This is a genomic window from Janthinobacterium sp. JF4 (genome assembly GCF_059617925.1).
The window spans coordinates 258,131-272,494 of record NZ_JCAQAV010000001.1 but is presented as its reverse complement, the minus strand read 5'-3'; the positions used below and the strand labels follow the sequence as shown (position 1 = coordinate 272,494).

11 protein-coding genes are annotated in these 14,364 nt (G+C 61.6%); 5 read left to right on the top strand and 6 right to left on the bottom strand.

Annotated features, from left to right (window positions below; genetic code table 11):
* Nucleotides 1–9 precede the first annotated feature (9 nt).
* From AC54AF_RS01085 to AC54AF_RS01075, 3 genes are read right to left on the bottom strand one after another with little or no spacing between them, the layout of a single operon-like run.
* Nucleotides 10–2,349 carry a hypothetical protein gene (locus tag AC54AF_RS01085; protein WP_496634692.1) on the bottom strand — a complete coding sequence of 780 codons (2,340 nt, stop codon included), beginning with the start codon at nt 2,347–2,349 and terminating at the stop codon, nt 10–12.
* Complete coding sequence (locus AC54AF_RS01080; RefSeq protein WP_496634690.1) at nt 2,346–3,104, bottom strand: PP2C family serine/threonine-protein phosphatase; 759 nt, start codon at nt 3,102–3,104, stop codon at nt 2,346–2,348. Before AC54AF_RS01080 ends, AC54AF_RS01085 begins: the two co-directional genes overlap by 4 nt.
* Nucleotides 3,105–3,107: 3 nt before the next feature.
* Complete coding sequence (locus AC54AF_RS01075) at nt 3,108–3,791, bottom strand: vWA domain-containing protein (RefSeq protein ID WP_496634688.1); 684 nt, start codon at nt 3,789–3,791, stop codon at nt 3,108–3,110.
* 302 nt (nt 3,792–4,093) lie between these two features.
* Here AC54AF_RS01075 and AC54AF_RS01070 point away from each other — a divergent pair, with 302 nt between their 5' ends.
* From AC54AF_RS01070 to AC54AF_RS01060, 3 genes are all read left to right on the top strand, one after another.
* A complete protein-coding gene (locus AC54AF_RS01070) occupies nt 4,094–4,801 on the top strand; it encodes a helix-turn-helix transcriptional regulator (protein WP_496634686.1) in 708 nt (235 codons plus the stop codon).
* Between the two features lie 183 nt (nt 4,802–4,984).
* Complete coding sequence (locus AC54AF_RS01065; RefSeq protein WP_496634684.1) at nt 4,985–5,434, top strand: hypothetical protein; 450 nt, start codon at nt 4,985–4,987, stop codon at nt 5,432–5,434.
* A 32-nt stretch (nt 5,435–5,466) separates the two neighbouring features.
* Nucleotides 5,467–5,859, top strand: a complete 393-nt coding sequence (locus AC54AF_RS01060; RefSeq protein WP_496634682.1) for a hypothetical protein — start codon at nt 5,467–5,469, stop codon at nt 5,857–5,859.
* Nucleotides 5,860–5,929: 70 nt separating this feature from the next.
* On the opposite strand, the gene AC54AF_RS01055 is transcribed toward AC54AF_RS01060, so the two are convergent.
* The gene (locus tag AC54AF_RS01055) at nt 5,930–6,385 is read right to left on the bottom strand and encodes a tellurite resistance TerB family protein (RefSeq protein WP_099763903.1); all 456 of its coding nucleotides are present in this window, start codon (nt 6,383–6,385) and stop codon (nt 5,930–5,932) included.
* Nucleotides 6,386–6,768: 383 nt separating this feature from the next.
* On the opposite strand from AC54AF_RS01055, the gene AC54AF_RS01050 reads away from it, so the two are divergent.
* Nucleotides 6,769–7,575: a lipid II flippase Amj family protein gene (locus AC54AF_RS01050; RefSeq protein WP_496634679.1), complete on the top strand. Its 807-nt coding sequence runs from the start codon at nt 6,769–6,771 to the stop codon at nt 7,573–7,575.
* Between the two features lie 47 nt (nt 7,576–7,622).
* Complete coding sequence (locus AC54AF_RS01045; protein ID WP_496634677.1) at nt 7,623–8,651, top strand: toll/interleukin-1 receptor domain-containing protein; 1,029 nt, start codon at nt 7,623–7,625, stop codon at nt 8,649–8,651.
* Nucleotides 8,652–8,805: 154 nt separating this feature from the next.
* On the opposite strand, the gene purL is transcribed toward AC54AF_RS01045, so the two are convergent.
* Both purL and AC54AF_RS01035 read right to left on the bottom strand, forming a co-directional pair.
* Nucleotides 8,806–12,843 carry a phosphoribosylformylglycinamidine synthase gene (gene purL, locus AC54AF_RS01040; RefSeq protein WP_496634675.1) on the bottom strand — a complete coding sequence of 1,346 codons (4,038 nt, stop codon included), beginning with the start codon at nt 12,841–12,843 and terminating at the stop codon, nt 8,806–8,808.
* A 182-nt stretch (nt 12,844–13,025) separates the two neighbouring features.
* A complete protein-coding gene (locus tag AC54AF_RS01035; RefSeq protein WP_496634673.1) occupies nt 13,026–14,090 on the bottom strand; it encodes a GGDEF domain-containing protein in 1,065 nt (354 codons plus the stop codon).
* Nucleotides 14,091–14,364 lie beyond the last annotated feature (274 nt).

Here is a 14,364-nt window from a genome sequence, read left to right as displayed (position 1 = left end):
GCTATTCCTTTAATTTTCCGCCGTGGCGGCCACACCGCCCGGCACGAAGCTGACCCGGCCATCGCGGTAGCGCACCAGCACCACCACCTTGGCATCCCGCAATTGACCGTGCTGCACGGCCGGCAAGTAGGTCCAGCGCTTCACGCTATCGAGCAGCACCTTGTTGAGCATGGGTTCCATCGGCAATTCCGCTGTCGCATGCGTCAAGCTGCCGTCAGCGGCAATCGACAGGATCAAGCGGTTTTCGCCCGTCGCGTGCTTTGCATCGAGCACGCCATAGTCGACCGTCGTCATCGTCTCGCGCTGCACGCCGCCGACCTGGTCCCGCAGGGGCGGCATGGCCTGGAGTTTTTGCGCCAGCAGCTTGCCATCGGCCAGCGTCTTGTCCCAGCGCTTCTGGTAAGCGCCCGGTTGCGCCAGGCGCAACACCTTGGCGGTCAGGTCCATGCGCTGCATCGTGCGCGCGACGCCATTGTCGGCCGGCTCGCCCGGGTCCGCCGGCAAGGCGTTTTGCACGGCATAACGGTAAGCCGTCAGCCGCGCCAGCGCCACCAGATTGACGGCATCGCGCTCGTCGCCGCCGCGCAGCTGCGCCGCAGCCGCGATGCCCAGCCAGGCCGTGCCATCCGTTGGGCGCGCCCACACGGCTTGCTCGAAGTACTGGCGCGCCGCCTGCGGTTCGTTCAGGCTCAGGTGCATGCGGCCCATGGCCGCCGCCACCAGATGGTCACGCGGGTTCGCTTGCAGCAGGTCGAGATAGGTAGCGACCAGCGCCGGCTCATAGCCGGGCACCCAGCCCAGGCCTTCCAGCAACGAGGCGCGCAGTTGCGCCTGCGTGCGGTCGCCGCCGTAGCCGGGCGACTTTTCCTCCCCGGAACGGTACAACAGCTGCAAGCCGCGCGTCACAGCGTCATCATCGCCCTTGCTGACGGCCTGCGACAGGCTGCGCACGGCCTTGCGCGCGTCCGACGGCTGGAAGCCGGCCGCCTTGCGCGAGCGCCAGCCAAATACTTCCAGGCCAGCCGCCTGCTCCGCTTGCGCCTGCAGGCTGGCTTTATTGTTGACCTCATCGGACGACGAGGTCCAGGCCGCAAAGCCGATCAGGAACAGCACGATCAGCAGCACCACGACGGCCCAGCCCTTGCCCGTGATGCCACCACCCGGGTTGCCCGCCATGGGAATGGCGACGGGCGCCTGCCCCGGCGTCGTGCGGCGCGCACTGCGCTGCGGCGGCAACGATTGCTGTTGCAGTTGCATCTGCTGCGCCTGCACAGATGCCTGCGCAGCCGCGCCGATGACCTTCTCGCGCGCGCACGCCGCGCAACCCTGGCCCGCAAAATGCTGGTGCTCGGGATGCACGGCGCAAACGGTCAACTTGCCGCCGCTGCGCTGTGCATAGCCGCGCAGCAACAGCGCCCAGTCGGCCGCCGACGGCCGCTGGGGATTTGGCGACTGGGAAAAGGCGCGGTCGAACATGGCGCGCAATTCGGGCGGCATCAGCGCGTGGCCGCTGGTGGCGTTCGGCGCCAGGTGCTTGTGGCGCTTCACGCCATACGCGTAGCAGCCGTCGCGGATGCGCCCGGGAATGTCGGTCGCCACTTGCGCATTGCCAGGCCGCCCGCTGTACGGATGGATGCCAAAGTTGAGCAACTGAAAGATGATGACGGCCAGCGCAAAACGGTCTTGCGCCATTTCCGTGCCCGCCGGCATGCCCTTGCGCTGGAATTCCGGCGCCAGGTAGTCGGCCGTGAATTGCTCGGCTGGAAAACGCTCGGCATGGCCCTGGATGCTGAAACCGTCGCAATCGAGCATGGCGATGTACAGCAAATCGCGGTAAAAACGCAGATTCACGGGTTTCAGATCGACCACGTAGTGCTGCTGCTGGTGCAGCGCATCGATGACGGCGGCCAGGTTGGCGGCCAGGGTCAGCTTGGGACCGAGCCCCGTGGGCAGGCCGGCCGCGCGCGCCTGGCGCTCCTGCATGATTTGTTCCAGCTCGGCCGTCTGCGCCATGTCCAGCAAGGGCATGACGAAGCCGGCAAAGCCACCCTGGCCGTCGAACACGGCCGCTTGCGGCCAGGCGATCTGCACGTAGCGCTTGCCGTTTTCCAATTGATCGGGCAGCTCGGGCGACAGTTCCAGCATCGCTTCGAGCTTGCGCCGGTTGGCGGCCCGGTCCAGGTGCGGGTGGTACAGCTTGGCCACCTGCGCGGGCGCGCCGGGCAACAGGTACACGCTGCCCGCGCCGCCGCTCTTGACGAGTTTGCCCAGGATCAAACTGCGGGCTTTATCCAGCCAAATTTTTCCACCCGGACTCAGGCCGGGTGCCACGCCCTGCTTCTTGCTCATGCGCGCAAGGCCAGCAGCAGGGTCTTGTCATCGCCCGTGATCTGGTGCGTGCGCGGGTCGGCCAGGGTGGACGCCAGCGCTTCGTTGCCCAGTTCGATACTCTCGACCTTGCGCAGATAGCCTTGCACGGCATCCATGAATGGCGCGTACAGCCCTGCATTGTTCTTGCTCATGGCAAAGGGCATGCAGCCGTCCGACATCAGCACGACGCCGCGCACGGACTGGGGAATCGGCAACAGGCGCAGCTGTTCGCGCCAGCGCTCGCCGCTGATGAAATATGTTTCGTTGGCGTATTCGCCGTTGGCCGGCAGCGAGATCAGTTCGCTGCCGTCAAGCAGCTGCGCCACGCCCAGCCCATCGCCCAGATGGAAGAAAAAGCCTGCGTCCGCGCCCATCACCACGCCGACGACAGTGGAAGCGTAGTCATCGAGGGTGGCGTTGGCGGCGCGGGCGATGTCGTCCAGCGCGGCGCGGATCTGCGCCAGGGTGCCGGCCAGCGCGCCGTCATGTAAATCCTGCACGGTGGCGCCCTGCTGCAGCCGCCCGGCCAGCGCCTGCACCGCGTGCGTGGCGACAAACTGCGCGCCCTGCTCGCTGAGCCGGGCCGAACCAGCGCCATCGCAGACGATGGCCACCAAGACGTCGCCCACGACGGCGTGCGCGTGCGCATCCTGGCAAGGGATGGCTTTATCCAGGTGCGCCTTGCCCGTGACGGAGGCGCCGAACACGCGCCAGGTATGCGGTACTGCCGTCATGGGTCAGGTGCTGACGACCGACCAGCCGTCCGTCGAGGCCAGCTGCGCCTGCGCACCGGGCCGCGATTGCGAGACCACCTGCATGCTGGCGCTCAGCCACAGGAACAGTTCGCGGAACTGCAAGCCTTTCAGCTGCTTCACGCCCCGTTCGCCACGGCTGGAGAATTCGCCCAGGGAATCCATATTCGCGTGGTCGCCCACGGCGATGGGGAAGATCGCCACTTTATTCGCCTGCTCGGCCGCGCGCGCCTGTTCGGCGCCGTGCTGCCAGCGGTCCGTCGGTTCGCCGTCCGACATCAAGAACAGCCACGGCCGCGTGTAGGCCACGCCCGCTGCGCGGAAGCGCTGCTTTTCCTGCTCAATCTCGGCCAAGGCCAGTTCGACGGCCGCGCCGGTCGGCGTGGTGCCGTTCGCTTCCAGGCGGGGCGCCGTGAAATCCATGGCATCGCACCAGTTGCTGGCTACCACGGCTTCATCGTGCGCGCCATATTGAATCACCAGGATGCGCACGCGCTTGGCGGCGATCACGTCGGACTTGAGTTCCTGTTCCAGCAAGGCCAGGCCTTCGTTGAGCAGCGAGACGGGTTCGCCATCCATGCTGCCGGAGCAGTCGAGCACGAGCACCAGCGGCGTGCGTTGTTCGGTATTGTCGACCAGGGCGACGTCGGGGATCATTATGGAACTCATGGGCAATCGGTCAATGTGAAATCGGACATAGTGCGAATCTTACATCATGACCGTGTTTTAGCCGCGCAAGTTTCCTACAGAACACTATCCAGGCCGATCGGCGCGCACCATTGCAGCACCGATATCTTTGTACTATCTTGATAGTTGCCCAGGACAGATGGCAGCGACCAGCCCCTCCTCACAAAGGTGGGGTGCCTCGCTGCGCAAGACCGCCCTTACCCAGTTCCGCACATGCACGCCTGCGGCACACTGATGTAACCAGGATGGGGGCAAGCATGGGCACTGAGACAGTAACGGCGGATGTGGGCAGACTGATAGGCGCCATGTACGACGCGGCCTGCGGCGCAGGCGACTGGCCGCAGCTCGACAGCGCGGGCCTGAGCGGCCAGCAATGGCAGGAGCTCTTGCCGCATCTGCAACGCGCGCTGTGCCTGCAGCAACGCCTGCGCGAAGCGCAACTGGCCAGCCACTGCGCGCTGGCGGCGCTCGATGCCATGGGTGCCGCCGTGCTGGTGCTCGACGCCGGTCTCGGACTGCGCTTCGCCACGCCCGCCGGCCATGCCCTGCATGCGGCGCAACTGGAACACGCTGTGCCGCCCGCCCTGGTGCGCGCCGTGCGCCTGGTCATCGCCAGCGCAGGCGCCGCGCCGCACTGCCAGTCATTGCGCCTGGCGCGCAAGCAGCAGCGCCCCCTGGCACTGAGCGTTACCGCGCTTGCCGATTGCCAGCCCCCATGCGCGCTGCTGATCGCGCGCGACCCCACAAAAACGTGTACCTCCGTCCCGGCCTTGCGCCAGCTGTTCGACTTGACGCAAGCCGAAGCGCAAGTGGGCAAGGCGCTGGCGCAAGGGGCCACCATCGAGGAAATCGCCGCGCAGGGCCACATCAGCGTCAACACCGTCAAGACGCATCTGCACCACGCTTACCTGAAGACGGACACGCGGCGCCAGGGCGAGCTGATCGCCCTGATCCACGGCGCCACGGCGCACCTGGCCGTACTCGATGCATGAAGCCGTGTCATCCGATCGGATGATGCGCGCTGCATCTTGCCTGCCTACACTGGCAACACCGGTAACCGGCGCCTTGCCAGAGTGACAGCAGCGCGGCGGCTCTGCCGGCTCGGTTCCCCTGGACCGACAACGACATCGCCGCGCCGGTAGCGGACGGCACCACATTCAAGGATGGGCAAAAAAATGAAAACATGGATCCTGGCCGGCACCCTGGGCGTCTGCGCCCTGCTGGCAAATGCGCAAACGCTTCCCGACAGCCAGACCGTCACCATTCCCGGCGGACGCCTGCATACGATAGAACTGCCGGCACACAGGCATTTCATGAGCGCGGAGACGTTTGCCCCATTCCGCGGCGGCTATGAACTGTCGAACGGACAAGTGCTCTACCTGCGCAATACAAGCAGCATCGGCGCCATCATGTATGCGCGCATCGATGACCAGGAAGAACACCGCATCATCGCCACCGGCAGCGACAGCTTCGTGGCGCTCGACCTGCAACTGGCGATGCGCATCGACTTGCGCGACGATGGCAGCGTGGGCGGCGAAGTGCTGATGCGGGTACCGGCCGAAAAACTGGCCAGCGGCGAGATCGTGCCAGCCCATGTGCAAAGCATGGGCCTGGCATCGCGCTAAGGCGGCAAGCGGCATGCCGCATGGGTGACGCCATGAGCAAGCAATACTCTGTCCAGCAGCAAAACGCGCTGACCCAGGCCGCCATCAGACAGACGGCGGCCTGGTGGCGCGCGCGTCCGCTGCCCGACGCCCTGCGCCAGTGCGCGGCCAGCCATGGCGTGGCGCTGGGCACGGCCCTCATGCTCGACCTGCAGCTGGCCTGGCCCGGCATGCCCGCCGTGTACGGCAAGCTGCTCAGCGCTGACGGCCACTTCATCCATTTCGAGATGGACCTCGACGACGACTTGCGCCCCTTGCCCGGCAGCGTGGCGTGGGACGACATCAGCGCACGCTACGACCTGGCCACACACAAACGGGGCAAGGGCGTGGTGTACGGAGAGCTGTGCAAGCAAGTGCTGCAGGAATTGAATCGCGGCGCGTCCTAGCCGGATAAAACCTGGCGGCTGGTGACCACGATCCGGCGTGCGCCGCCGCAAGCCAAGCCTGCCGGCAGATTTACTGCAGCTCGAACTCCGCCGGAGTCAAGCCCAGTTCGCGCGCGATCTTGCTGGCCACGCGCTGCTCGTTGGCGTCGAAATTGCCGTCCGACGAAGCGACGGCGATAATCATGCGCACCAGCAAGCGCGACGCCTCCACATTCGACTTCATCTTGCCCAGCGCCTGATACGCCTTGGCTTCGCCGATATCCTTGTCGAACTCCAGCTGGCTGACATAGTCCTGGAAAGCCTTGATCACGTCCGTGGTGGTAAACACGGACAGCGCATCATTGCTTTCAATAAACTTCACCATCTTCTGCTTCTCTTCCGCGCTGACACTGCCGTCGGCCATGGCGATCAGGGCCGAGCCGGCCATGGCGGCATTCAGGAAATCCTTGTTCTTGTACTTCAGCGCCTCGGTTTTCAGTTCACTTGCTTTGGTCTTCAGTTTGGACAGAAAGGAATCGAAACTCATGGTGGTTCTCCTGGTTGGTTCGGATGAGGCAGCGCTACAGGCTACCATTGCCACCAAGATGAGGGCGCGGGGGTGGAATGCAAGCAAGGAACTACGATATTAGCAACACCATTGTGACTAGCGCGCCAGTGGCGGCATAGTTCACCCCACAGGCAAAGAGCCGGGGTCAGTCACTTCGTGATCGTAATGCCCCCCATTGGGGGAGATTACCCCTGTTGGGTCTGACCCCAGTTTCTGCCTTGGTGTGAAATTCAGCCAACGCCACACTAACGCGCATAAAACACCACAAAAGCTAGATCACGCGATAATTATCTTATTTGCAGTTGAAAAATAAGTAACTTCATGGCAGCATGGAATTACATTTTCTTTAACGCAAGGTTGTGATGGACAAGCAATTGCTGCTGATTTGCGCACTGACGTTCATCATCCACATCATCGGCACCCTCGCCTACTCCGTGCGCATCGCAGGCATACGCACGCGGCGCATCGCCGTCTCGCTGGCCCTGTTCAGCATCCTGATGCTGCTGTCGCGCACGTCGAACTCTTTCCTGGGACCATTCCTGGCCAAGCGCGTGGAAACGGGCATCGACCAGCACGTGGCCGCCAGCGCGCTATTGACAGACTTCCGCTGGCTGCTGTTCTCCGCCAGCCTGGCGACGATACTGGGCGCGCTACTGATCCCCACCTTCCAGCGCGCCTTCTGCCGCGCCGTCGAGCACTTCCAGGTACACAGGTCCGTGCCCAAACTGCTGCTGCACGCCGTCTTCAAGGGCGGTTTGTCCTACCTCAAGACCTCCGCCAGCCTGCCCAAGCCCGCCAACGTCACGGGCCTGCGCGAAAAATCCGGCGTATCCGTCTCCATGACGGCCATGAACGTCATCGCCACGGCCCTGTGGACGGTGGGCGTCTTCGCCGCGCTATACGCGGGCGTGCTCGATCCGAGCGTGAGAGTCACTTCCAGCACCCTCTCCTCGATCATCAACGGCGGCGCCACCATCATGATGGCCGTCTTCATCGACCCGCACATGTCGGGCATGACGGATGACGTCATCGAGGGCAAGATCGAAGAATCGCAGTTCCGGCGCGCGGTGGTGTGGCTGGTGGGGAGCAGATTGGCGGGGACGCTGATTGCGCAGTTTTTGCTGGTGCCGTCGGCGGTGGTGATTGTGGGGGTGGTGAATAACTTGTAAATGCAATTTTAGAAATACAATTTTATTAAAGCAATTTAAAGGTAAACATGAAGGTTTTTCTTAGCTGGTCAGGTCTAACAAGCCACAAGACTGCAATAATTTTTAGAGATTGGCTACCATCAGTTATTCAGTCTATTGTCCCTTACGTATCTTCCGAGGATATTGACAAAGGCGCAAGATGGAGCACTGACATCGCTCAAGAACTAGAAGATTCTAGCTTCGGAATATTATGTGTGACCAAAGAAAATGTACATGCTCCTTGGTTAACTTTTGAAGCTGGTGCGCTATCAAAAACAATGGAAAAGGCATCTGTCAGCCCTTTTTTATTCGACATAAAGCGATCAGAAGTCAGCGGCCCGATTCTGCAATTTCAATCAACAATTTTCGAAAAAGAAGATATTAGAAAACTAATATCATCCTTAAATAGAGCATGCGCCGCAGAAAATCTAAGTGAAGAAAGGTTAGAAAAAGCATTCTCCGTTTGGTATCCAACACTTGAGGAACAACTTAATTCCCTACACAAAAGCAACATAGAATCGTCATTCAATGAAGAGAAAGAAGAAATCATTGATACGACAGGAAAAATACTAGAAGAAATATTGGATTTAACAAGAAGCAATCAAAAACTCTTAAGAAATCCCGATGGAGAATTCACTAAGGAAGTGGAATCCATAAGAATGGCTGTAGAAAAAGTGGCGAAACGAATAGATTTTGATGGAGAGCCTCGTAGAATGAGGAAAAATCGAAGATTTCATCCTATGCTCTTTGAGGAACTACTGAACAACAACCATTCATTCCTTGATAAATTTACTGGTTTTCAAATTGCAATAAGCTTATTGAAAGAGGATTTTCCTTGGCTTTATGATTCAGGAATGGAAACCGTAAAAAACCTTCGCATGCCAACCTTATCAAGGGACAAAAGGGAAAGAGCAATAGAAAAATTCTCACAGTTAGTCAGCTTCACCTTTGAAAATTCAATGATGAGAGATGTGTACTTTCCGGACAAAGATGTATGGATGATGGGCCGAGAACTCCCATACTTTTTACGTACATTAATTGAAAAAGATATTTATTAAAAAGCAACATGGAGAAATGCACTTTTCTCAATAAATTCAATTAACTCATCGAATTGATCGATACTAAAAAGCCGCTATCTCCCGACAGCGGCTTTCTCATTCCTACCCCAGCAGCAGCGCCTCGAACTCCAGCGCTGCCCTGCAAGCGAACTAATTACCCCACAAACTTCCGCGCATTCCTGAACATGCGCATCCATGGCGAATCCTCACCCCATGCTTCAGGGTGATACGACTGCTGGACTGACCGGAACACGCGCTCCGCGTGCGGCATCAGCACCGTAAAGCGGCCGTCTGGCGTGGTCACGGAGGTGATGCCTTCCGGCGAGCCGTTCGGGTTGTACGGATACGCTTCCGTGGCGGCGCCCTTGTTGTCGACGAAGCGCATGGCTTTGCTGACCTGGGTGATGTCGCCCGTTTGCGAGAAGTCGGCGTAGCCTTCGCCGTGGGCGATGGCGATGCCGGCCTGGGTGCCGGCCATGCCGTTGAAGAAGATCGATGGGGTGTCCATCACTTCGACCATGGCAAAGCGGCCTTCGAATTTCTCCGACTTGTTGCGCGTGAATTTAGGCCAGGCGTGGGCGCCGGGGATGATGGACTTCAAATTGCTCATCATCTGGCAGCCGTTGCAGATACCGAGGCCGAAGCTGTCCGTGCGGTTGAAGAAGCGCGCGAACTGCTCCGCCAGGCTGGCGTTGAACAGAATCGTTTTCGCCCAGCCTTCGCCCGCGCCCAGCACGTCGCCGTACGAGAAACCGCCCACGGCGATGACGCCCTGGAAGTCGTCCAGTTTCACGCGGCCGGCAATCAGGTCGCTCATGTGCACGTCGACAGCCGTAAAACCTGCCTGGTGCATCACGTAGGCCGTCTCGATGTGCGAGTTGACGCCCTGCTCGCGCAGGATGGCGACGCGCGGACGCACGCCGGTGGCGATGAATGGGGCGGCGATGTTCTCGTTCTGGTCGAACGTGACGATCGGCGACATGCCCGGATCTTGCACGTCCAGCAGGCGGTCGTATTCGGCGTCGGCGCAGGCCGGATTGTCGCGCAGGCGGGCGATGCGCCAGCTCGTTTCGCTCCACAGGCGGTGCAGTTCCGCGCGCGGCTGGGTGTAAATCAGCTTGGCGTCGCGCGTGAATTCGATCACGTCGCGGTCGTTCAATTTGCCGATGATATGGCTGCAGGCGCCCAGGTTAAACGTGCGCAGCACGTCCATGACGAGCGATTTCTCTTCCGCGCGCACCTGGATGACGGCGCCCAGCTCTTCGCTGAACAGGGCGCGCAGGGTCAGTTCGTTGCGGCGTTCCGCTACCTGGCCGGTCCAGTTCTTGGCGTCGCCCCAGTCGCTCGAATGCTCGCCTTCCATGGTCAGCATGTCCAGGTTGACGGACATGCCCGTGTGGCCGGCAAAGGCCATTTCCGTCAGGGTGGCGTACAGGCCGCCGTCCGAACGGTCATGGTAGGCCAGCAGCTTGTCGTCGCTATTGAGCTTTTGGATGGCGGCGAAGAAGCCTTTCAGGTCTTCCGCGCTGTCCACGTCCGGCGTCTCATTGCCCAACTGGCCCATGACTTGTGCCAGCGCGGAGGCGCCCAAACGGTTCTTGCCGCGACCCAGGTCGATCAGGATCAAGGACGTGTCGCCCTTGTCCGTCTTCAGCTGCGGCGTGAGCGACTTGCGCACATCCAGAACTGGCGCGAACGAGGACACGATCAAGGACACCGGCGACGTGACGGATTTCGCCGCGCCCGTGCTCTCGTCTTTCCACGTCGTGCGCATCGACAGCGAATCCTTGCCGACGGGGATGCTGATGCCCAGCGCCGGGCACAGGTCCATGCCGACGGCTTTCACCGTGTCGTACAGGGCCGCGTCCTGGCCAGGCTGGCCGCAGGCGGCCATCCAGTTGGCGGACAGCTTGATGTCGGAAATGTCGCCAATCGCGGCAGCGGCGATATTGGTGACGGCTTCGCCCACGGCCATGCGGCCCGAGGCGGCGGCGTCGATGACGGCCAGCGGCGTGCGTTCGCCCATGGCCATCGCTTCGCCCAGGTAGCCTTCAAAGCTCATGGTGGTGACGGCGCAATCGGCCACCGGCACTTGCCATGGCCCCACCATCTGGTCGCGCACAGTCATGCCGCCCACGCTGCGGTCGCCGATGGTGATGAGGAAGGATTTGTCGGCCACGGTGGGCAGCAGCAGCACTTTTTGCGCCACGTCCTTCAAGTCCATGCCGGTCAGGTCGATGGCGGGGAAATCGTTGGCCACGTGGACCACGTCGCGCTGCATCTTGGGCGGCTTGCCCAGCAAGACGTCCATCGGCATGTCGACCGGCTCGTTACCGAGTTCCGGGTCAATCAATTTGAGTTGACGCTCTTCGGTGGCCACGCCCACGGCGGCGAACAGACAGCGTTCGCGGTCGCACATGGCTTTGAACAGTGGCAGGCTTTCCGGGGCGATGGCGAGAACGTAGCGTTCCTGCGATTCATTGCTCCAGATTTCCTTCGGCGCCATGCCCGACTCTTCCAGCGGCACTTTGCGCAGGTCGAAAATCGCGCCGCGCTTGGCGTCGTTGGTGATTTCCGGGAAAGCGTTCGACAAGCCGCCCGCACCCACGTCGTGGATGGAGATGATCGGATTGTCCGCGCCCATTTGCCAGCAGGCGTTGATGACTTCCTGGGCGCGGCGTTCCATTTCCGGATTGCCGCGCTGGACGGAATCGAAGTCCAGGTCGGCCGTGTTGCTGCCGGTGGTCATCGACGAGGCGGCGCTGCCGCCCATGCCGATGCGCATGCCCGGGCCACCGAGCTGCACCAGCAGGCTGCCGACGGGGATATCGTTCTTGTGCGTGTGCTGCGCCGAGATATTGCCGATGCCGCCGGCGATCATGATCGGCTTGTGGTAGCCGAACACCGCATCGCTGTCGACGCCGACGTTCTGTTCATACGTGCGGAAGTAACCGCCCAATACAGGACGGCCGAATTCGTTCGAGAACGCGGCGCCGCCCAGCGGGCCGTCGATCATGATTTGCAGCGGCGACGCGATGCGCTCCGGTTTGCCATATTGCTCCGCGTCCGTGCGCGATGCCAGTGGCGCCGTCACGGAAGCGGCCGTTTCCCAGCTGCGCACGGCATCCGGCAGCGACAGGTTCGACACGGTGAAACCGGTCAAACCGGCCTTTGGCTTGGCGCCGCGGCCCGTTGCGCCTTCGTCGCGGATCTCGCCGCCCGCGCCCGTGGAGGCGCCTGGGAATGGGGAGATGGCCGTCGGGTGGTTATGCGTTTCCACCTTCATCAGGGTGTGCGTCAGTTCGGTCGACGCCGCGTATTCGTGGTTGGCGCCGCGCGGGTAGAAGCGCGACACGGTCGCGCCTTCCATGATGGACGAGTTGTCGCTGTAGGCGACGACGGTGCCCTTCGGCTGCAGTTCGTGCGTGTTCTTGATCATGCCGAACAAGGACTTTGGCTGCGCCACGCCGTCGATGGTCCAGTCGGCGTTGAAGATCTTGTGGCGGCAATGCTCGCTGTTCGCCTGCGCGAACATCATCAGTTCCACGTCCGTCGGGTTGCGGCCGGCCTTGGTGAAGGCGGCGTCCAGGTAGTCGATTTCGTCTTCCGACATCGCCAGGCCCAGCTCGACGTTCGCCGTTTCCAGCGCCGCCTTGCCCTGCCCCAGCAAGTCGATCGATTCGAGCGGACGCGCTTCCAGCGTGCGGAACAGGTCCCTGGCGTCGTCGGCGCTGCGCAGCACGGATTCCGTCATGCGGTCGTGCAGCAGGTCGGCCACGGCTTGCACCTGCTCATCCGTCAATTTGCCGGCGCCAATGGCGCTGCCCAGGATGCCCGATTTCAGGTTGATGCGGAAAGCGATGCCGCGTTCGACGCGCTTGATGTGCGCCATGCCGCAGTTGTGCGCGATGTCGGTGGCTTTCGAAGCCCATGGCGAGATCGTGCCGAAACGGGGGATGACGAAGAATTCTTCGGCAGCGCCTTCCGTATTGTCGGCGTGGGCCGGTTCGCCGTACGTCAGCAAGGCGCCAAGGCGCGTGCTGTCGTCGTTGGTGAGCGGCGCGCTGGCATCGATGAAATGGACATAGCGTGCTTGTACGGCAACAATCGCAGGCGAGACGGCTTGCAGTTGGCTTAACAGACGGTGGCTACGGAAATGGGACAGGGCATTGGAACCCGGCAGTATCAACATGATTGGAAGGTGGTTGATGCAGCGTGGCTGCGGGTTAAAGGTAGGTATGACAATATCTTTCGTACGGCAAATTTCCTTTGCGCGCATTATACCCGTTTTGCCCCTGCCTTATGACCGGAACTTGGGGCTTTGCCCCCCTTTTGCCCCGCAAAGCGGCCATTTATGACACGACAACAACAACCTCAGGCGATCACATAGCGGTTCTTGCCCTGGCGCTTGGCAAGGTACAAGGCCTCGTCGGCCAGCCGGTAGCTGTGGCCCAGTTCCTTGCCCCGATCCAATTCGGCCACGCCCACGCTGATCGACACGAACTGCGCGGCATGGAAAGCCTGGCTGACGGCCGCGACCAGTGCGCCGGCAAAGGCGCCCGCATCTTCGCGGCTGCCCGCGTAGACGACGCCGAATTCCTCGCCGCCCAGGCGTCCGCACAGATGGCCTTGCGACCTGTCGGCGATGATGGCGGCCGTGCGCGCCAGCACCTCGTCGCCCGCATCGTGCCCCTGCTGGTCGTTGATGATCTTGAAATCGTCGATATCGATCATCAGGAAATGCAGCATGCCGCCATGCAGTGCGCCATGCATCTGCTGGGCGCGCTGCGTGAACATGCGGCGGTTGTTCAAGCCTGTCAGGCCGTCCTGAAAGGCCAGCCGCGTCAACTCCACCTTGGCGTGATAGTTGCGCAAACGTAATAAGCTGAAACTGACATTCAGCGCCAGCCCGAACAGCACGCTGACGGCGATCATCAGCGGCGCCCAGGATTCGTCGGGCAAGCCCGCGTTGACGGGGTACAGGCCATGGCCCACGTTCCACCATACGCCGGCGACAACGGCCAGATAGCTGAGGCCGCCATTGAAGATGGAGGCAATCGCCAGCGTCATGAAGACGCCCACGGGCAAGACCCAGAAGCTGGCGTGCTGGACGGCATCGGCCATGGTGCGCAGGCCGAAAGTCAGGGTCAGCACGGCGCAGGCGCCCGTCATGGTCAGCATGTGCAAGGTGCTGCAGCGGTAGCGCACGATCAGGCTCGTCACCATGCCCAGCAAGGCCAGCACGGCGTGCGTGCGGTTCGGATGATAGGGCTCCGGCATCATCAGCCAGGTCAGGCTGTAGGCGATGATGCCCAGCAACTGCGTGACCATGCCGACCCGGTGCAGCTCCGCAAAATAGGTGTGCTGCTGTTCGCTGTTGCCGCCAAAGGCGAGCGGAACCGCAACGCGCCGCAAGGTAGAAAGGTCAGGAACGCGCATGAAGGGTATTGAGACCAGAGAGGGAGAAAGCGCCCGTACAGCCTTGCGCGTGCCGGGCCGCGACATGGCGCGGCATGCAATAAGTGTTGCATTTTAGAATACTATCACGGCAATCAAGGAATCGCCGGAAAAACAGGCACCCGCGGCCCGCGTGTCACGAAATACAACGCCGGACGCCGCCGGGCGCGCCTGCCCTCGCGCAGCGCGCCCGATTGCATGCATTTTGCTGGCAGTGCCGGCCGGCTTTGCAGTATGCTGATAAAAAACAATACTG